We start from the raw sequence: 19,180 nt of genomic DNA on the forward strand, positions 1-19,180 counted from the left end.
ATCGTATCGCTGAGACCGAGCCCACAGCGCATCGGTGTGGCAACCGGCCTAGAATTGGAGGCGGGCCACGGGAAGAAAATACCTTCCGAAGAGGTTGACCACGTCAGTAGGCAACCAAACGAATCATCTTCGGGTTCACCCGGCCCCGCACCTGCCCCCGGCTTTCTTGTGGTTTGCACCGTACCGATTCGGGTGCTGCGGCAAGGAACAGGCGAGGGCCGCACGACGGCCTTGGCCGACGGTGGCGGTGTGGCCGGCGGAACCCATGACGCAACCTGAAAGGAGCAGCGGCAATGCTTGACCCCCAATCCCTGATCAGGTTCGAAGACCACGACCTGGATTCACTCGAGCTTCAGGGCCTTGACCTGCTCATTGGCCTTCGCGGCCACGCCGATGCCGGACACGCGCTGTCCCAAGTCCGCACCGAACTGCTGGACTCGCTCGAACCGCGGCTGATCGCCTCCTTCGACATCGACCAGCTGATCAACTACCGCGAACGGCGCCCCCAGATTTCCTTCCTTGGCGACCACTTTGCTGCTTACCAGCCGCCGCGCCTGGAACTGTACCGGCTGACCGACGGGCTGGAACGGGATTTCCTCTTCCTGACCGGGCCCGAACCTGACCTGGCCTGGGAACGGGTCACCGCCGCCGTCATCGCCCTGGTCAAGGCCTTCAATGTGCGGTTGGCCGTTTCATTCGACGCGGTGCCGATGCCCGTCCCGCACACCCGCCCGCTGGGCGTCACCGCCCACGGCAACCGCAAGGACCTGATCGAGGGGATCTCCACCTGGACCCCCACTGCGGAGCTGCCGGCGAGCCTGGCGGCCCTCATCGAGGTCCGGTTGATCGAGGCGGGCCGCGACGCGGTGGGATATTCCATCCACGTGCCGCACTACCTCTCCGAGGCAGAATACCCGCAGGTCGCCGTCGGCATCCTGGAATACGTGGGAGCCGCCATGGAACTCGGCCTTCCCACGGACCGGCTGCGCGAAGCCGGCCGCAACCTCGAATCGCAGATCGCCGAGCAGGTTGCCGCGACCCCGGACGTGGCCCGGATGGTGGAGAACTTCGAAACGCGCTTTGACCAGCACGTCCCGGAAATCGAGCGGCGTTCGCTGCTGGTGACCGCCGATGCCGAGGTCCCCGACGGCGAAGAACTCGCCCTGGCCGCGGAGGCATTCCTCTCCGGCTTCCCCGAACAAGGTGGCACGGCTGCCAAGGAATCCTAGTGACCAAGGCCGAACATCTCGACTCCGCCCGATCATGGGTGGTATGGGCAGCGAGCCTCGCCGCCTACCTCATTGCCGTCACGCAGCGCACCAGCTTTGGCGTGGCCGGTTTGGAGGCCACCGACCGCTTTGACGCCTCGGCCTCGATCCTGGCCACCTTCTCGGTGGTGCAACTGGTGGTCTACGCCGGGCTGCAGATCCCCGTGGGCATCCTGGTGGACCGGTGGGGCCCGCGGGCCATGATCACCGGGGGAGCGGCATTGATGATCGTCGGCCAGTTCCTGCTGGCCATGGCCGATTCCGTCGCCTCTGGCCTGGTGGGCAGGTTCTTCGTCGGGGCCGGGGACGCGATGACGTTCGTCTCGGTCATCCGGCTGCTGCCCATCTGGTTCTCCGGCTACCGGATCCCCATGCTCACCCAGGTAACCGGCATGATCGGGCAATTGGGCCAGCTGCTCTCGCTGATCCCGTTCGTGGCGCTGCTCCACCTGTGGAGCTGGACCCCTGCTTTCCTCTCCCTGGCCGCATTGTCCGTGGTGGGCTTTGCCCTGGCGCTGGTGTTGGTCAGCAACGGGCCGCGCACCGACGAAGCCCGGCCGGCACCGGTCAAGGCCCGGACGCTGCTGGCCGACGCCTGGCGGGAACCGGGGACCCGGCTGGGATTCTGGACGCACTTCACCACGCAGTTCACCACCAACGTCTTCTTGCTGACCTGGGGATACCCTTTCCTGGTCTCGGGCCAGGGGGTCAGCCCCGCGGTCGCCTCCGGGCTGCTGTCGATCTTCGTGGTGGTTGCGCTGCTGGCCGGCCCGCTGCTCGGGGCGGCCGTGGCCCGCCGTCCCCACCGACGCTCGGCGATCGCGTTCGACGTCATCGGGATGATCGCACTGACCTGGCTCGTGGTCATTCTCTGGCCCGGCCGGGCACCGATCTGGATGCTGGTCATCCTGATCGTCTGTGTCGCCTTGGGCGGGCCGGCGTCGATGATCGGCTTCGACTTCGTGCGGACCTTCAATCCCGCCCACGTAATCGGCACGGCAACCGGGATCGTGAACGTCGGTGGGTTCCTGGCCGCGCTGGTCACCGTCTACGTGGTGGGTTGGCTGCTGGACATCCAGCAGCGGGCCGCCGGTGCAGGCGCCGAGCTCTACAGCCTCGATGCCTTCAGGTGGGCGCTGTCCTTCCAGTTCGTGGTGATGCTTGGCGGCATCATCGGCATGGTGGTCACCCGCAACAAGGCGCGCCGGGCCATGGCCCTGCGCGGCGAATACACGCCGCGCAGCCAACGACGCCAGGGCAACATCTCCGGGAACCAGTAGCAGATTTCCCCGGTCCCGCCGACACCAACGGACCGTCCCTCGACTGTTCCGCACACGCAGCAGGGGGCCGGGAACCGCGGCATCCACAGATGCCCGGATGCCCCCTGCCGAGCCCTGCGCCACGAGGGAAGCATGGTGTGCATGACTACTACGCCTTCAGCTTCCAGCTTTTCCTTGGCCAGCCCCGAAGAGGTCTTGGCATACATTCCCCACGCCTTGGGGTTCTACCCGCGCAACGCGGTGGTCTTGTTGATCATGCAGGGACAGGGCCTGGCCGCGACGCTGCGCGTGGACCTGCCGCGGCCCGAAAACGGGCAGGACCAAGCTCTCCAGTGGGCAGAGCAGCTGGTCCAGCTGGTGCACAAGGTCCCGGAGGCCTCGGCGGTGTTCATGGCCCTCTACACGGGGCAAATCCCGGGGGACGGGCATGACTCGCTGCCCAAGCACGATCTTGTCCGACGGCTCGCCCCCGCCCTGGTGCGCTCCGGGATCCACGTTCGCGATGCGTGGTACGTGGGCGCCAAGCGCTGGCACAGCTATTTCTGCGCCAGCGAAAACTGCTGTCCGGCCGAGGGCTTTGACCTGCCGGACCTGGCGCTGACCGAGACTCACCTCAGGATGGTCGTGGCCGGATCGGCTCCCGAAGAGACCATTTGGGACGGTAGCGGGGTGGCCCCGTGGTCCAACAAGGCAACCATCCGGCAGTTCGCGGGGATCCTGGTGCAGGAGTACGACGGAAAGGTTCCGCGCGAAACGCTGATCCGGGACTGGGCCCAGCTGCTGGAAGCCGATCCCGTGGTCGCCGAACGCAGGATGCGCACCGACGAGGCGTTCTGCGCCTCGCTCCTGGTATCGCTCGACGACCGGATGGTCCGCGACATCCTTCCCTTCCTGGCCGGACGTGGCGCGGTGCGTGCCGTCGAGGCGTTCAAGGAGGTCAGCCGTGCCGAAGACTTCGGGCCCGCATCCCGGGACTTCTCCGATTTCCTGCTGGGCACCTCATCCTGCACCCCGGACTGGGCCCGGATCGATCGTCTCTGGTATTTCTGCCGGGACCTGCTGGGAATCGCCGAGGGCACGGAGGCCGCGGCGCTGCTGTGCCTGCTGGGGTGGATCAATTGGGCCAAGGGCAAGGGAAGTTCCGCGCTGGCGCTCTTTGTCGCGGCTCTCGGGAAGGACCCGGAATACCGGCTGGCACTGCTCATGAAGAAATTGTTGGAAACCGGCGAGATGCCGGGGTGGGTGGCCGATCCGCAGCGCGCCTGGCGGTTGCGGCTGGAAGGCCGGCTTAGCGCCTGAGCCGCACAGACCGGTGCCGGTCGGGCCCATTGCATCCGGCACGTGGGTCAAATGAATCCCCGTGTGGTCGAAACGTGAGAGACTATTAATCAACAGACCCGGTTGGGTTCGTGCTCCATGGCTCTCAAGCCAGCACCATCGAGGTTCTCGATGGGAACAAATGGCGGGAAAAAGGCGTTCCATTTATTGGACCCTGATTCCCGACTCGCCTTTATCCGGCGGGACGCGGACTTGACAGGGTCATAGTGGTGTTACCGGTAGGTGGCATCGCGGACGAACCGTGAGAAAGGTATTTCGTGTCTTCTGAGACGACCACCAATGGCAAGGCAGCAAGCGCTGCCGCCGATCCGCAGGATGCAACTACGGATAAGGCAGCTGCAAAGCCGGCTGTCGCAAAGGCCGCCACCGCGAAGAAGCCTGCCGTCAAGCGGGCTCCTGCAAAGTCCCGTGCCAAGGCCGCAAAGGCCGACGAGGAAGTCGAGACCGACGAGGTCGAGACGGACGAAGATGCCGAGGAAACTCCCAAGGCCCCGCCGGTTGACGAAAACTCCAGGGGATTTGTCCTCACCGCCGACGAAGACGATGCCCCGCAGCAGCAGGTCATGGTCGCCGGCGCCACCGCAGACCCGGTCAAGGACTACCTGAAGCAGATCGGCAAGGTTGCCTTGCTGAATGCCGAACAGGAAGTCGACCTGGCATTGCGCATCGAAGCCGGGCTCTTCGCCAACGAGAAGCTCGTTGCCGACACCGGCAACAAGATGGACAAGCGCCTGCGCTGGGACTACGAGCAGATCGTGCATGACGGCAAGATCGCCAAGAACCACCTGCTCGAGGCCAACCTGCGCCTGGTCGTGTCGCTGGCCAAGCGCTACACCGGTCGCGGAATGCTCTTCCTGGACCTGATCCAGGAAGGCAACCTGGGCCTGATCCGTGCGGTCGAGAAGTTCGACTACACCAAGGGCTTCAAGTTCTCGACCTACGCCACCTGGTGGATCCGCCAGGCCATCACCCGTGCCATGGCCGACCAGGCCCGCACCATCCGCATCCCGGTGCACATGGTCGAGGTCATCAACAAGCTGGCACGCGTGCAGCGCCAGATGCTCCAGGACCTGGGTCGCGAACCCACCCCGGAGGAGCTGGCCAAGGAACTGGACATGACTCCCGAAAAGGTCGTCGAGGTCCAGAAGTACGGCCGCGAGCCGATCTCCCTGCACACCCCGCTGGGCGAGGATGGCGACTCCGAGTTCGGCGACCTCATCGAGGACTCCGAAGCCGTTGTCCCGGCCGATGCCGTGTCCTTCACCTTGCTGCAGGAACAGCTGCACTCGGTGCTCGACACGCTCTCCGAGCGCGAGGCCGGTGTCGTGGCCATGCGCTTTGGCCTGACCGACGGCCAGCCGAAGACGTTGGACGAAATCGGCAAGGTCTACGGCGTGACCCGCGAACGCATCCGCCAGATCGAATCGAAGACGATGTCGAAGCTGCGCCACCCGTCGCGGTCGCAGGTCCTTCGCGACTACCTCGATTAAGAGCCCGGCCCCAGGGCCAAGAAAAGGTGCCGGTGTTGCATCCAGCGTTGCTGGGTTGACACCGGCACCTTTTGTTTCACCCGGGCGAGGCCACTCACCAAGAGGTGCTTGGCACACGTGTTTTCGGCTTAACGCCAGCGGGACCCCGGCGCGATGCCGGGGTCCCGCTGAAGTGGTCGATGCGGCCGGTGGCCGATGACCCGATTAGTCCTCGTCGTCGTAAACGGGCTTCTCGTAGAGGCGAGCCGTTTCGTCTTGCCATTCATTGGTCAAGGGGCGCAACTTTTCTTCCACGGCGCGTGCGTGGTGTCCGCAGAAGAATAGTTCACCACCGGAGGTCTCCAATACCGCGCGCACGAAAGCCTGTGCACCGCACCGGTCGCAACGATCGAGTGCATTCAGCTCTCGGGTTACCGTCGTCGTTGTCATGATGACCTCCTTATTCGATGTGTATCCAATACAACCAGCAATCCGGCCGTTTTCTTCTTGAATAATTGCGCTTTCGCTGACCGCGTAGCCCCGGGCGGGGTGAGCTACCGCTCACTGGCGGCACGCTTCAGCGATTTGTCGGGGCCAGAGACTATTGTGGATAGCGTCGTTCCGACGATTTGAGGAGTTTTAACAACCGTGGCCAAAAGCGCTGACTACAACGCCCGACACCTATCCGTCCTGGAGGGGCTCGAGGCGGTTCGCAAACGTCCGGGCATGTACATCGGATCCACCGACTCGCGTGGACTGATGCACTGCCTGTGGGAAATCATCGACAACTCTGTCGATGAAGCCCTCGCCGGCCACGGCCAGTCCATCAAGGTCCTCCTGCACCCGGACGGATCGGTGGAGATCCACGACGACGGCCGCGGCATCCCGGTGGACATCGAGCCGAAGACCGGGCTCTCCGGTGTCGAGGTTGTCTTCACGAAGCTCCACGCCGGCGGCAAGTTCGGCGGAGGCTCCTACACCGCCTCCGGCGGCCTGCATGGCGTGGGCGCCTCCGTGGTCAACGCGCTTTCGGCGCGTCTGGACGTCGAGGTGGACCGCGGCGGCAAGACCTACGGGATGCAGTTCCGCCGCGGCGAGCCCGGCCGCTTCACCGACTCGGGCAAGCCCAAGCCCGACACGACCTTCGAGTCGTTTTCCACGGCTTCGGTCCTCGACGTGGTGGGCAAGGCCAAGCGCGGGGTCACCGGAACCCGCGTGCGGTACTGGGCCGACCGCCAGATTTTCACGCCCGATGCCAAGTTCTCCTACACCGAGCTGCAGGCCCGTGCCCGCCAGACGTCCTTCCTGGTTCCGGGCCTGAAGATCACGCTGCGCGACGAGCGCGGCCTGGCCGACACCCTGGGGGCGGACGGCCCCTACGAGGAGGTTTTCCACCACGACGGCGGGATTTCCGAGTTCGTGGAGTACCTGGCCAACGACGCAGCGGTCACCGACATCTGGCGTTTCCACGGCTCGGGGACGTTCAAGGAATCGGTGCCCGTCATTGACGAGTCCGGCCACAGCAGGATCACCGAGGTCGAGCGCACCTGTGAAGTCGACATTGCCCTGCGCTGGGGGATCGGCTACGAGACCTCCCTGCGCTCCTTCGTGAACATCATCGCCACGCCCAAGGGTGGCACCCACCAGACGGGCTTCGAGCAGGCCCTGCTGAAGACCTTCCGCAAGGTCATCGAGGCCAATGCCCGCAAGCTCAAGGTCGGCAACGACAAGATCGAGAAGGACGACGTCGGTGCCGGGCTCACCGCAGTGCTGACTGTTCGCCTGGCCGAACCGCAGTTCGAGGGCCAAACCAAGGAGATCCTGGGCACCTCCGCGGTGCGCCAGATCGTGGCCAAGGTCGTGGAAAAGAGCCTGGCGGCAAAGCTGAACTCGACCGCCAAGGGCGACAAGACCCAGGCAGCGATGCTCCTGGAAAAGGTCGTCAGCGAAATGAAGTCGCGCATCTCCGCGCGCGTCCACAAGGAAACCCAGCGGCGCAAGAACGCCCTTGAAACCTCCTCGCTTCCCACCAAGCTGGCCGATTGCCGCAGCACCGACACCGAGAAGACCGAACTGTTCATCGTCGAGGGTGACAGCGCGTTGGGCACCGCCCGGCTGGCGCGTTCCTCGGATTTCCAGGCGCTGCTGCCGATCCGCGGCAAGATCCTCAATGTGCAGAAGGCCTCGGTGGCAGACATGCTCTCCAACGCCGAATGCGCGGCCCTGATCCAGGTCGTGGGGGCCGGCTCGGGACGCAGCTTTGACATATCCGCGGCCCGCTACGGCAAGGTCGTGCTGATGACCGATGCCGACGTCGACGGCGCGCACATCCGCACGTTGCTGCTGACGCTGTTCTTCCGCTACATGCGCCCCATGGTCGAGGCCGGGCGGGTCTACGCGGCCGTGCCGCCGCTGCACCGGGTCGAGGTCATCAACCACGGTGCCAAGGACAACGAGATGGTGTACACCTATTCGGAGAACGAGCTGCACGAGGTGCTGGCCGCCCTGGAAAAGGCAGGCAAGCGCTACAAGGAGCCGATCCAGCGCTACAAGGGCCTGGGTGAGATGGACGCGGACCAGCTGGCGGAAACGACCATGGATCCACGCCACCGGACGCTGCGCCGGGTGGGGCTGGAGCATGCGGAATCGGCCGAGCGGGTCTTTGACCTGCTGATGGGTTCGGATGTTGCGCCGCGCAAGGAGTTCATCATCTCCGGTGCAGAACGCCTCGAACGCGATCGCATCGACGCCTAGGGCAACAAGCAAAGGTCGGCGGGTTCCCTTCGAGGGAGTCCGCCGACCTTTGCTTAATGGGTGGTGCTTGGGGCCGGGTGGTCAGCTGAAGAGGCCCGGGGCCACCAGCATGGTGGTCGGCAGCGCCAGGAGCAGCAGCGCCGCCGCAAGGATCGTGGCGCGCAGGGCCGCGGGCAGCGGGGGCTTGGGCGTGAGCAGACGGCGCAGGCGATGCGAGGAAAGCTCCTCGGTCGGGGCGCCGCCGGTTGCGGCGGCCGGCAGGGGAGCCGGGGACTTGCCGGACGGTTCGCCCAGGGCGCCGGTGGCAACCGTGAGCAGGGCCCGCAACAGCACCGGGGCCGTGACCTCGCGCAGGGCGGCGTCGTCGGCAAGCATCTCGACCAGCTCCTGGACGGCGGCCAGCGACAACTTCGAGGTCGGCAGCCACGGCAGGGCGTCGTTCCATGAGGCGAAGGCCAGCAGGAGCAGGTCGTGGCGTTGTTCCAGGTGGGCCTTTTCATGGGCGAGGACCGCGCGCAGCTCCTCGGGGCTCAGCCGCTTGACCAGGCCGCGGGAGAGCACCGTGACCGAGCCGGTGAAGCCCGGCAGGCAGTAGGCAATGGGGGTCTCGTGGTCAAGGACCAGCGTGCCGGGGGTGCCGGCGGATTCCTCGGTGAGCAGCGAAAGGATGTGCCGGTGCCGTGCCCGTTGGCGCGTGATGCGCCAGGCCGCCCGGATCAGGGTGAGGACCAGGTGGAAACCCAACAGGGCCGCGGTGCTCAGCGCAAAGATGTGGATGGTGCCGGGGGAGTTGGCCTCGGGGTCACCCAGGACCAGCTGGAGCCCGCCGCGGAGCGCGCCGATCAGGGTGTCGCCCAGCGGATCGAGGCCCCAAAAAAGAAGCGCGCCGATCATCGACAGTCCACCGGCCAGGGCGATGGCCTGCCACACGACCATCGCGGCAAAGGGGGATCTGGCGGTCCAGTGGGCGCGCGAAAGTGCGACGGGTATCGGCCATGCAAGAAGCAAGGCTAGACCCGCCAGGAGATAGGACGTCAGCAGCACGTTCGGTGACCGTGCCGATCGTCGCTAGGCGTTACGTGGGGTATCGAGGAGCAGGCGCAGGGACTGGGCTTCCTCGGCGGAGATGCCGCCGATGAAGCGAGCCAGCACGGCTTCGCGATCCAGCACGGTACCTAGTGCTTCGTTCATCAAGGACACGGTGTGTTCCTCGCGGCTTGTCACCGAGGTGTAGCGGTGCGGGCGGATGTCGCGTTCGCGCGCCACCAAGCCCTTCTTTTCCAGCCGGGCCAGAACCGTCAGGACGGTGGTCACGGCAAGTTCCTTGCCGTCGACGCCGCCGGGCGCCGCAAGCAGGTCGCGAAGTTCATTGGCCGTGAGCGGGGTTTCGGCATCCCAAAGTAGATCCATTACTGCGCGTTCAAGGTCGCCAAGAGTGGCCAATCTAATTCCTTACAAAGTGTTCCAGGCCCCGTGCAGCTAACGCAGGGGCCGACGGGCTGCACCATCGGTACTTCCCGTTAGGCCCCAGTTTACCGTGTTCGGCCCAAATGTTCTACAGTGGGTAGAAACGAGTTCTACGATGCGTAGAACTTGGGGCGACGGGCCGACATTGCGCCCGCGAATTCCGGCATTGAAGGGTTTGGCATGGATGCACTGGAAATTGCCAGATGGCAATTTGGTATCACCACCGTTTATCACTTCCTGATGGTCCCGCTCACCATTGGCCTGGGCCTGGTGGTCGCGGTGCTGCAGACCGCGTGGCACCGCACCGGCAAGGAAGAGTACCTGCGCATGACCAAGTTCTGGGGAAAGCTTTTCCTCATCAACTTCATCATGGGCGTGGCCACCGGCATCGTCCAGGAATTCCAGTTCGGCATGGCCTGGAGCGAATACAGCCGCTTCGTCGGGGACGTCTTCGGCGCACCGCTGGCCATGGAAGCCCTGCTGGCATTCTTCGTCGAATCAACCTTCCTCGGGCTCTGGATCTTCGGCTGGGACAGGTTGCCCAGGCGCATCCACCTGGCCGCCATCTGGATCGCCTCCCTGGCCAGCATCCTCTCGGCCTACTTCATCCTCGTGGCCAACTCCTGGATGCAGCACCCGGTGGGCACCGAAATAATCAACGGCCGGGCCGTGATGACCGACGCCTGGGCCGTGTTCACCAACAACACCGCCCTGGTCACCTTCCCCCACACCATCTTCGGCGCCTTCGCGGTGGCCGGCGGATTCCTGCTTGGCATCTCCTGGTACCACCTGTACAAGCGCCGCCACTCCGGGATCGACACCGTCGATGCCGACGGAAAGGTCGTGGTGGGGGAGTCCGCCACCCTGGGCAGGAACCGCGACAAGGTCGATTACAGGGTCTGGATCAAGTCCCTGCGCATCGGTGCCGTCGTTGCCATGGTGGCCTTTGCGGGTGTGGCCCTTTCCGGCCACGCCCAGGCCCAGCTGATGATCCAGCAGCAGCCCATGAAGATGGCGGCGGCCGAGGCCGCATGCCACGACGGCACCGGATTCTCCCTGCTGTCCATCGGGGACCTGCGCAGCGGCGGGGCAACGACCTGCGACGACGTGGTCGGGGTGTTTGAGATCCCGGGGCTGCTGTCCTTCCTCGCGCACGACAACTTCACCACCGAGGTCAAGGGCGTCAACACGCTCCTGCCGGAGTACCAGGAAAAGTACGGGACCCACCTGCCCGACAACCCGATCTACGGCGACCGCGCCGGAACCGAAATCAACTACCTGCCGGTCATGGAGGTCACCTACTGGGGCTTCCGCCTGATGATCACCCTTGGCGGCCTGTCGGCGGTAGCCGCCGCGGTGGCCCTGTGGCTGACCCGCAAGGGAACCGTGCCGCACAGCAAATGGATCTCCCGGCTGGCACTGTTTGGCATGCTGGCACCCTTCGGGGCCAACTCCGCCGGCTGGATCTTCACCGAGATGGGCCGCCAGCCCTTCGTCGTGGCACCCAACCCGAGCTTCGAGGGCATCGACCAGGTGTTCATGTACACCGCCGCCGCAGTCTCCCCGGGAGTCAGCGCCGGGGAGATGCTCTTCTCGCTGATCGTCCTCACGCTGATCTACGCGGTCCTGCTCGTGGTCGAGGTCGTCCTGCTGACCCGCTACGTGCGCGGCGGCATCGGATCGGCCATGCCCGAACTGCACGACCGCCCCGACGACGGACAGAAGGACACCGATGTGCTGTCCTTCGCCTACTGACCAGCCGACCAACGAGTTAGGACACTTACCGTGGAATTCCTTCCCACCTTGTGGTTCATCCTGATAGCCGTGCTCTGGGGCGGCTACCTCTTCCTCGAAGGCTTCGACCTGGGCGTGGGCATGCTCATGAAGACCTTCGCCCGGAACGAGAAGCAACGCCGCGTGCTGCTCAACACCATCGGGCCGGTCTGGGACGGCAACGAGGTGTGGCTGATCACCGCCGGCGCCGCGACCTTCGCCGCCTTCCCGTACTGGTATGCCTCGCTCTTCTCCGCCCTCTACGTCCCGCTGGTGCTGGTGCTCGTGGCACTGATCTTCCGTGCCGTGGCGTTCGAATACCGCGGCAAGGCCCACACCCGGACCGCGCGCAACGCCTGGGACTGGGCGATCTGCCTCGGCTCCTTCACCGCGGCGTTCGGTGTCGGGGCGATGCTCGCGCTGAGCACCACCGGACTGCCGCTGAACGCCAACGGGGACCGCGTCGGCGGGCCCTTCGCCTGGTTCAACATGTATGCGGTCCTGGGCGGGATCGGGGTCGTCGCCTTCTGCCTGGTCCAGGGCCTGGCGTTCCTCGGGTTGAAGACCGACGGGGAGATCCGCACGCGGGCCGCCCGGATCCTGGCCCGCTGGCTCCCGGTGGCACTGCTGCCGCTGGCCGCGTGGGCGGTGGCAGTCGTGCTGCTGAACCACAGCGCCACGGCCCTGGCCCCGCTGGCACTGGCCGTGTGCGCACTGGTGTTCGCCTGGATCCATGCCCGCAAGACCAACGAGGGCCTGGCCTTCACCGGGATGGGCATCTTCCTGCTGGCGGGCGTGGCGGCGATCTTCGTGGCCGCCTACCCCAATGTGCTGCCCTCCACCATCGACGCCGCCTACAACCTGACCGTCACCAACGCATCCTCCAGCCCCTACACGCTGGGGCTCATGAGCATCGTGGCGGCGTTCGGGCTGCCGCTGGTGCTGGCCTACCAGGGATGGACCTACTGGGTGTTCCGCAAGCGCATCAGCGAGGCCCACATCCCCGACGCCCACGCCGTGACCCCGATTGTCTGACCACCGGCAGGAGAAGACCCACACCATGAAACCCGTACTGCCCGCAGGAACCGGATCGCGTATTGTGCTGGCGCTGCTCGCCGGGCTGGCGGCGCTCAAGGCCGTCGGGCTGATCCTGATCGCCGATGCCCTGGCCACGGCCATCGCCCAGCTGGCCGCCGGCACCGACCTCGATGCCCGCCGGCTGCTGGCCTGGGGACTGGGCGGGGCGCTGCTGCGCGCCGGCGCGGTGTGGGCCACCGAGTTCGCCGCGCAGCGCGCCGGACTGGGCGCCAAGGAAAAGCTGCGCTCCCGGCTCATGGATGCCGGCCTCAACGGGAACGTCAGCAGCAAGGACCCCGGCCACGGGGCACTGGCGGCCCTGGCCAGCCGCGGCCTGGACGGGTTGGACAACTACTACACCAAGTACCTGCCCGCCCTGGTCTCGGCCACGGTCATCCCCGCGGTCGTGGGGGTGCGGATCCTGGTGGCCGACTGGGTCTCGGCCCTCATCGTGGTGCTGACCATCCCGCTGGTCCCGGTGTTCATGATCCTGATCGGGCTGCACACCCAGGACCGCATCAAGGCCGCCGCCGCCGGGCTGGACCGGCTCTCCAACCACCTGCTGGAACTGGCCCAGGGGCTGCCGGCGCTGATCGGGCTGCGCCGCGCCGAGGGCAAGGGCCGGGCCATGGCCAAGGTCTCCGAGGACTACCGGGCCACCAGCATGACGACGCTGCGCACCGCCTTCCTCTCCGGGCTCGCCCTGGAACTGATCGCCACGATCTCCGTGGCCGTGGTCGCCGTGTTCATCGGCGTGCGCCTGGTCTACGGGCACATGGGACTCGAGGCCGGGCTGCTGGCCCTGGTCCTCGCCCCCGAATGCTACCTGCCGCTGCGCGCGCTGGGCGCCGCATTCCACGCCTCCGAGGACGGGGTCCAGGCCCTGGAACGCAGCGAGGGATTCATCGGCTGCGGACCCGGCGATGCCCGCGAAGCCACGGGCCAGGACCCCGCCCAGACCTCCCGGGTGCTGGAAATAGAGAACCTCTCCATCCGGCACGCCGAACGCAGCGAACCGGTGGTCAAGGGCCTGGACCTGGCGCTGGCCGCCGGCTCGGCGCACGTGCTGGATGCCGCCAGCGGCAGCGGAAAAACCACGTTGCTGCATGCAGTGCTCGGCCAGCTGGAACCGGGGGCCGAAACCACCGGCCGGATTCGGGTGGACCACTCCCGCACCGCGTACATTTCCCAGCACCCCCGGTTCACCGAGGCCACCGTGGAGCAGGAAATCCGCCTGCACGCGGGGGAACCGCTGACCGCCGCGATGCTCGGCGGCGTGCTGCACGACGCACGCATCGCCCACCTGGCCTCCCGGGACCTGGTGGACTGCAGCCCCGGGGAGCTGCGCCGCGTCGCCGTGGCCCGGGTGCTGGCCCGGGCCACCGCAGACCCACGGCTCCAACTGGTGCTGGCCGACGAACCGACGGCGCACCTGGACGAGGAATCCGCCGCCGGCATCCGCCAGGCGCTGTCCGGACTGCGCCCCCGATGCGCGCTGCTGGTCGCCTCCCACGACCGCGAGCTGGCCGCCATGCTTCGCGGCCAGGACACCGGGGCGCTCCCGGCCGCCGGGCACCGCGCCGCCGCGGACCCGGGCCCGGGGGCCGGGACGGGCACGGCACCGACGGCCTCGGCCCCGTCCGCCTCCGCCGCGCGGCCCGCGGGCACCCGGCGCGGCGGGCACTGGCGGCTGCTCGGGTCCATGCCCTGGTTCCGCCGCGGGATGCTCGGCGGTCTGCTGCTGGCCGCGGCCGCGGCAATCTTCGGTGCCGGGCTCACCGGCGTTTCCGGCTGGCTCATCGTCACCGCCAGCCACCAACCCCCGATGCTGCACCTGATGGTCGCCATCGTGGGCGTGCGCGCCTTCGGCATCGGCCGCTCCGTGCTGCGCTACGCCGAACAACTACGCGTGCACGACGCGGTGCTGGGCTTCGCCTCGAACCTCCGCCAGCGGCTCTGGGACGCGCTGGTCGCCCGGCCAACCAGCTGGGGCCGGCTCACCCGCTCCGGTGCCGCGCTGGGCCATCTGGTGGCGGAGGTCGACGAGGTGCGCGACGCCGTTCCCCGCGTGCTGGTGCCACCGGTGGCCGGGATCGCCACCTGGGCCGCCGTCACCATCGGCATCGGCAGCTGGGCGCCCGCCGCGCTGCCGCTGGCGCTCGGCCTCGGCCTTGCGGCCTTCATCGGGTTGCCGCTGGCCGTGTTGGCCGTGGAGCGGCGCAGCACCACCGAGGCGGCCGAACACCGCATCTGGCTCGGTTCCCGGGTGCCCACGCTGCTGGGTGCGGCCGTGGACCTGCGCGCCAACCGGGCAACGGATCGCGCGCTGGCCGGTTTCACCACGGTGGATTCCGCCGCCACGGCATCGCTGCGGGCCGCGGCACGCGGAGCCGGGCTGGCCCAGGGCGGCGCGGCGCTGCTGTCCGCCGCGGCGGCCGTGCTGGCCGTGCTGATGGTCGGCACCGGGGGAGAGCAGGCGGCGGTTGCCGGGTTGCTGCTGCTGGCCCTCGGCGAGCCGATCGCCAACACCGCGATCTCCATCCAGCAGCTGCCGCAGCTCGACGCGGTGCTGCGCCGCGTCTGGTCAAACCTCACGGAGGGGAAGCCGGCCCCCGCCACAGCGGGCACGGACACGAACACCACGGAGACGGACAACGCTGGCGCCCTGGGACTGCGACTGCGCGGCGCGGACATCGGCTGGGCCGCCGGCAGCCCGGTCCTCCGGGGACTGGACGTGGAGCTGGAACCCGGCCGCTGGGTGTCCGTGACCGGGCCCTCGGGAACGGGGAAATCGACGCTGCTGGCGACACTGCTCGGCGCGCTGGAGCCGTTGTCCGGAACCCTGGAAGCCCGGCGCGGGACCGGGGACTGGGCCGGGGCCCGCACGGCCGACCTGGCGCGGGTTTCCTGGTGCCCGCAGGAGGCGCACCTCTTCGACTCCTCGGTGCGTGCCAACCTGGCCCTGGGCCGGGACAGCGGGGACCAGCCCGGGGACGCGGAGCTGGAGGCGGTGCTGGACCGCGTGGGACTGGGTCCCTGGCTGGCCACGTTGCCGCAGGGCCTGGACTCGCGGATCGGCTCCGGGGGCCACCACCTATCCGGCGGGCAGCGCCAGCGCCTGGCCGTGGCGCGCGCCGTGGTGGCCCGCGCCCGGGTGCTGCTGCTGGACGAGCCCACGGCGCACCTGGGTGCGGACGAGGCCGTGGAACTCGTCTCCGACCTGCGCGCCGCGCTGACGGGGCAGGCGGTGCTGCTGGTCACCCACGATGCCGCGGTGGCAGCGCTGGGCGACACGGTCCGGGACCTGGCGGATCCGGCGCACCGGGCCCCGGTCCCGGCGTGATCCGGGCCGCCGGCCCGGGCGCGGGGGGGAACCCTCAGCGGCCGGGGGTCTGGCGCCGCTCGAGGGCGGCCAATACCGGGGAGGCGTCGAAGGCACCGGCATTGAACGTGATCACCACCCCGTCGTAGCCCCACAGCTTGAGCATCGACGCCGCACCGTTGCTGGACTTCCGGCATTTGTCGAGGTTGTCGTAGCGGATGGTGCGCAGTTTGCGCGTGACGGTGCGTTGGATGATCTCGTCGTCGCGGATGATGATGTACCAGTTCACGTAGCCGGCCACCAGCAGAGCCGCGACCAGGAACAGCACGATGCCGAAGATGAGCATCGGCGTCCGGTCCTCCGGGTCCATGGCGCCGGATCCGGCGGAGAGGATGAGCAGCAGCCCGACCGGGGCTACCAGCCAGCCCGCCACGGCGGTGATCTTCGGCAGGCGGAGCGTTTCGGCGTTGTCCGGGTCCCGGTTCGGCCGGCGCCTGGACCACCGGACCACGGCAGTGGTTAGGAGCACGACGGACATCACGATCCCCAGCAGGATCCATCGGTCTTCGGACATGGGGGATACCTCTATCTGTCGGGGGCCCAAACGCCGGGAGTTTCCCGGCCTTCACGACCTGGCCGGGGAGGCCTACGCGGTCCAGGGCGTGCCCCCGGACCACGCGGTTGGCGGTTCAGCGGTGCTACTCGTCGAGCAGCGAGTCCTGGATCGCGACCCGGCGGGCGGGCTCGACCTCGACCACGCCCGAATCGGCAAAGGGCACGGAGTCCTGGTCGGGCGCGACCAGCGGCGCGCGCTTCGAGGATCCGGGGGGCGGCAGTTGCCCCTCCGGCGCCGCGGCGCCGTTCGCCTCGTTGCCCTCGGCCACCGGGGTGCCGCCGAGCAGGTCGATGCCCTGGGCCAGCGGGACCCCGGAGCCGTCGCGCTTGGCGTACTCGGTCGGCAGGGCCCGCACCACGCCGGCGGCGGAGGAGGCCCGCGCCGGGCCGGCACCGGCATAGGCCAGCTCCAGGTGGTCCTCGCCCTTCAGGAAGCGGTGGGCCCGCACCCCGCCGGTCGCCCGGCCCTTGGCCGGGTACTCGGCGAAGTCGGTGACCTTCACCGAGTGCGAGGCGGTGCCCGGCAACGTGTTCGACCCGGTCGCGATGGACACGAAGACCGGGGCCTGGGCGTCGGATTCGAGGACGCCGAAGAAGATCACCGCGTCATCGGCACCCAGCTTGATCCCCGCCATGCCCCCTGCGGTGCGGCCCTGGGGGCGCACCGCGGAGGCGGCAAAGCGCAGCAGCTGCGCACCGCGGGTGGCGAAGACCAGTTCCGCATCGTCCTCGCCCACGGCGGCGCCGATGACGGCGTCGTTGTCCTTGAGCGTGATCGCTTCCCACTCGTCGCGGTTCAGCGGGTAGTCCGGGGCCAGCCGCTTGACCACGCCGTTGGCGGTGCCCAGCGCCACGACCTTGTTCAGCGGCACCAGGGCGACCATCTTCTCGCCCTTGCCCAGCTGGGCGAACTCGTCGACCTTCACCCCGCCGGTGAGCTGCGGGAATCCGTGGGCCGGGGGCAGCAGCGGCAGGTCAACGACCTGCAGGCGCAGCATCCGGCCGGTGGAGGTGATCCCGCCGATCTCCCCGCGGGCACTGGTGGCCACCACGGAGGCCAGCACATCGTGCTTCACCCGTGCCCCGGCGCCGTCCAGCGGATCGGCCGAGGACATGCGGGCGACCTGGCCGGTGGCCGAAAGCAGCACCCGGCACGGGTCGTCGGCGATCTCCAGGCTCAGCGGGGCGGCCTTGCCGGTGGTGGCCACCGCCGGCAAAGCGGTTCCCTTCAGCGGGGACCCGGACTCGGATTCCAGCAGCACGGTCCGGCGCGGGGTGGCGAACTGCTCGCTCATCTGAGCCAGCTCGCCGGAAACCATCTCGCGCAGCAGGGTGTCGGAGTCCAGGATCGCCTTGAGCTCCTCGATGGCCGCGCGCAGTTCCTCGGCTTCCTTCTCCAGTTCCAGCCGGGAGAACTTGGTCAGCTGGCGCAGGCGCAGCTCCAGGATGTGGTTGGCCTGCAGCTCGGACAGGTCGTAGATGGTCATCAGGCGCTCGCGGGCCTGGGCGGTCTCGTCGGAGGAGCGGATGATCGCGATGACCTCGTCGATGTCGACGATCGCGATGAGCAGGCCCTCGACCAGGTGCAGCCGGTCCAGCTTCTTGGCCAGCCGGTGGCTGGTGCGGCGGCGCACCACCAGCAGCCGGTGCTCCACGTACACGGTGAGCAGCTCCAGCAGCCCCAGCGTGCGCGGCTGGCCCTCGACCAGGGCCACGTTGTTGATGCCGAAGGAATCCTCCATCGGGGTGAACTTGAACAGCTGGGCCAGCACCGCGTTGGGGTTGAAGCCGTTCTTCAGCTCGATGACCAGGCGCAGCCCGTGGTTGCGGTCGGTCAAATCCACCACGTCGGCGATGCCGGTGAGCTTCTTGGCGTTGACCGCGTCCTTGATCTTCTCGATCACCTTTTCCGGGCCGACCATGTAGGGCAGCTCGGTTACCACCAGGCCCTGCCGGCGCGCGGTGATCTGCTCCAGCTCCACCTTGGCCCGGGTCTTGAAGGTGCCCCGGCCGGTGCGGTAGGCGTCGCGGATCCCGTCAAGTCCCACGACTCGGCCGCCGGTGGGCATGTCCGGTCCCGGGATGAACTTCATGATGGCCGCCAGGTCGGCGTCCGGGTGGGCAATCAGGTGCCGGGCCGCGGCGATGACCTCGCCGAGGTTGTGCGGTGCCATGTTGGTGGCCATGCCCACGGCGATGCCGGTGGTGCCGTTGACCAACAGGTTCGGGAAGGCCGCGGGGAGCACCGCCGGCTGCATGAACTGGTTGTCGTAGTTGGGGACGAAGTCAACGACGTCCTCGTCCAGGTTCGCGGTCATTGCCACCGCCGAGGCACCCAGGCGCGCCTCGGTGTAGCGCGGGGCGGCCGGGCCGTCGTCCAGCGAACCAAAGTTCCCGTGCCCGTCGATCAGCGGCAGGCGCAGCGCGAAGCCCTGGCTCATGCGCACCATCGCGTCGTAGATGGCGGTGTCGCCGTGCGGGTGCAGCTTGCCCATGACCTCGCCGACCACGCGGGCGCTCTTCACGTGCCCGCGCTCCGGGCGCAAGCCCATCTCGGACATCATGAACAGGATGCGTCGCTGCACCGGCTTGAGCCCGTCTCGGGCATCGGGCAGGGCGCGGGAGTAGATCACCGAGTAGGCGTACTCCAGGAAGGAGCCTTCCATTTCCTTGGTCACATCGATGTCAACGATGTGTTCCACGAAATCCGCGGGCAGTGGTTCAGGCTTTTTGCGCGCCATATTGGGTGTGAATCCTCGATTCGGTACTGATGCCCAGCCTTTGGCAAGGCCAGGTTTCATGTCGTGCTGCGGTTCC

The 19,180-nt window shown here is 67.7% G+C and carries 13 protein-coding genes; 8 read left to right on the forward strand and 5 right to left on the reverse strand.

Annotated features, from left to right (window positions below):
* Positions 1–293: 293 nt before the first annotated feature.
* The 4 genes from FPY90_RS01145 to FPY90_RS01160 all read left to right on the forward strand — a co-directional run bounded on the left by FPY90_RS01145 (position 294) and on the right by FPY90_RS01160 (position 5,376).
* Positions 294–1,229, forward strand: a complete 936-nt coding sequence (locus FPY90_RS01145) for a proteasome assembly chaperone family protein (protein WP_071213477.1) — start codon at positions 294–296, stop codon at positions 1,227–1,229.
* Positions 1,229–2,548 (forward strand): MFS transporter, encoded by a 1,320-nt coding sequence (locus FPY90_RS01150; protein ID WP_498683375.1) that lies wholly within the window; start codon positions 1,229–1,231, stop codon positions 2,546–2,548. The genes FPY90_RS01145 and FPY90_RS01150 overlap by 1 nt, the downstream gene beginning before the upstream one ends.
* A 141-nt stretch (positions 2,549–2,689) precedes the next feature.
* On the forward strand, positions 2,690–3,847 hold the full coding sequence (locus FPY90_RS01155; RefSeq protein WP_498683376.1) for a DUF4192 domain-containing protein: 1,158 nt from the start codon (positions 2,690–2,692) through the stop codon (positions 3,845–3,847).
* Positions 3,848–4,143: 296 nt separating this feature from the next.
* Positions 4,144–5,376: an RNA polymerase sigma factor gene (locus FPY90_RS01160; RefSeq protein WP_071213474.1), complete on the forward strand. Its 1,233-nt coding sequence runs from the start codon at positions 4,144–4,146 to the stop codon at positions 5,374–5,376.
* Between the two features lie 204 nt (positions 5,377–5,580).
* Here the strand turns inward: FPY90_RS01160 and FPY90_RS01165 are convergent, their stop codons facing one another.
* Complete coding sequence (locus FPY90_RS01165) at positions 5,581–5,805, reverse strand: DUF7455 domain-containing protein (protein WP_071213473.1); 225 nt, start codon at positions 5,803–5,805, stop codon at positions 5,581–5,583.
* 198 nt (positions 5,806–6,003) lie between these two features.
* Here FPY90_RS01165 and FPY90_RS01170 point away from each other — a divergent pair, with 198 nt between their 5' ends.
* A complete protein-coding gene (locus tag FPY90_RS01170) occupies positions 6,004–8,109 on the forward strand; it encodes a DNA gyrase/topoisomerase IV subunit B (protein WP_498683378.1) in 2,106 nt (701 codons plus the stop codon).
* An 81-nt stretch (positions 8,110–8,190) separates the two neighbouring features.
* Here FPY90_RS01170 and FPY90_RS01175 read toward each other — a convergent pair whose 3' ends face one another.
* Entirely contained in the window at positions 8,191–9,153 is a 963-nt protein-coding gene (locus FPY90_RS01175; RefSeq protein ID WP_498683379.1) for a M56 family metallopeptidase, read from the reverse strand.
* 24 nt (positions 9,154–9,177) lie between these two features.
* On the reverse strand, positions 9,178–9,552 hold the full coding sequence (locus tag FPY90_RS01180; protein ID WP_071213470.1) for a BlaI/MecI/CopY family transcriptional regulator: 375 nt from the start codon (positions 9,550–9,552) through the stop codon (positions 9,178–9,180).
* A 204-nt stretch (positions 9,553–9,756) separates the two neighbouring features.
* On the opposite strand from FPY90_RS01180, the gene FPY90_RS01185 reads away from it, so the two are divergent.
* Genes FPY90_RS01185 through cydC form a run of 3 tightly spaced genes read left to right on the forward strand, consistent with a single transcriptional unit; the run spans position 9,757 to position 15,769 of the window.
* On the forward strand, positions 9,757–11,331 hold the full coding sequence (locus tag FPY90_RS01185; protein WP_498683381.1) for a cytochrome ubiquinol oxidase subunit I: 1,575 nt from the start codon (positions 9,757–9,759) through the stop codon (positions 11,329–11,331).
* A 30-nt stretch (positions 11,332–11,361) separates the two neighbouring features.
* Positions 11,362–12,384 carry a cytochrome d ubiquinol oxidase subunit II gene (gene cydB / locus FPY90_RS01190; protein ID WP_071213410.1) on the forward strand — a complete coding sequence of 341 codons (1,023 nt, stop codon included), beginning with the start codon at positions 11,362–11,364 and terminating at the stop codon, positions 12,382–12,384.
* A gap of 25 nt (positions 12,385–12,409) precedes the next feature.
* Positions 12,410–15,769, forward strand: coding sequence for a thiol reductant ABC exporter subunit CydC (gene cydC, locus FPY90_RS01195; protein WP_498683383.1), 3,360 nt, complete (start codon positions 12,410–12,412; stop codon positions 15,767–15,769).
* Between the two features lie 34 nt (positions 15,770–15,803).
* Here the strand turns inward: cydC and FPY90_RS01200 are convergent, their stop codons facing one another.
* Positions 15,804–16,322 (reverse strand): hypothetical protein, encoded by a 519-nt coding sequence (locus tag FPY90_RS01200; RefSeq protein WP_498683384.1) that lies wholly within the window; start codon positions 16,320–16,322, stop codon positions 15,804–15,806.
* A gap of 124 nt (positions 16,323–16,446) precedes the next feature.
* Positions 16,447–19,104, reverse strand: a complete 2,658-nt coding sequence (locus FPY90_RS01205) for a DNA gyrase/topoisomerase IV subunit A (RefSeq protein WP_071213407.1) — start codon at positions 19,102–19,104, stop codon at positions 16,447–16,449.
* Positions 19,105–19,180: the final 76 nt, after the last annotated feature.

Origin of the sequence: Arthrobacter sp. C2 (assembly GCA_024207135.1) — a bacterium.
Lineage (GTDB): Bacteria > Actinomycetota > Actinomycetes > Actinomycetales > Micrococcaceae > Paeniglutamicibacter.

Excerpts from the sequence above, each read along its gene's own strand:
- FPY90_RS01145 (WP_071213477.1), top strand. The coding sequence starts at position 294 with ATGCTTGACCCCCAATCCCTGATCAGGTTCGAAGACCACGACCTGGAT.
- FPY90_RS01155 (WP_498683376.1), top strand. The coding sequence starts at position 2,690 with ATGACTACTACGCCTTCAGCTTCCAGCTTTTCCTTGGCCAGCCCCGAA.
- FPY90_RS01165 (WP_071213473.1), bottom strand. The coding sequence starts at position 5,805 with ATGACAACGACGACGGTAACCCGAGAGCTGAATGCACTCGATCGTTGC.
- FPY90_RS01185 (WP_498683381.1), top strand. The coding sequence starts at position 9,757 with ATGGATGCACTGGAAATTGCCAGATGGCAATTTGGTATCACCACCGTT.
- cydC (WP_498683383.1), top strand. The coding sequence starts at position 12,410 with ATGAAACCCGTACTGCCCGCAGGAACCGGATCGCGTATTGTGCTGGCG.
- FPY90_RS01200 (WP_498683384.1), bottom strand. The coding sequence starts at position 16,322 with ATGTCCGAAGACCGATGGATCCTGCTGGGGATCGTGATGTCCGTCGTG.
- FPY90_RS01205 (WP_071213407.1), bottom strand. The coding sequence starts at position 19,104 with ATGGCGCGCAAAAAGCCTGAACCACTGCCCGCGGATTTCGTGGAACAC.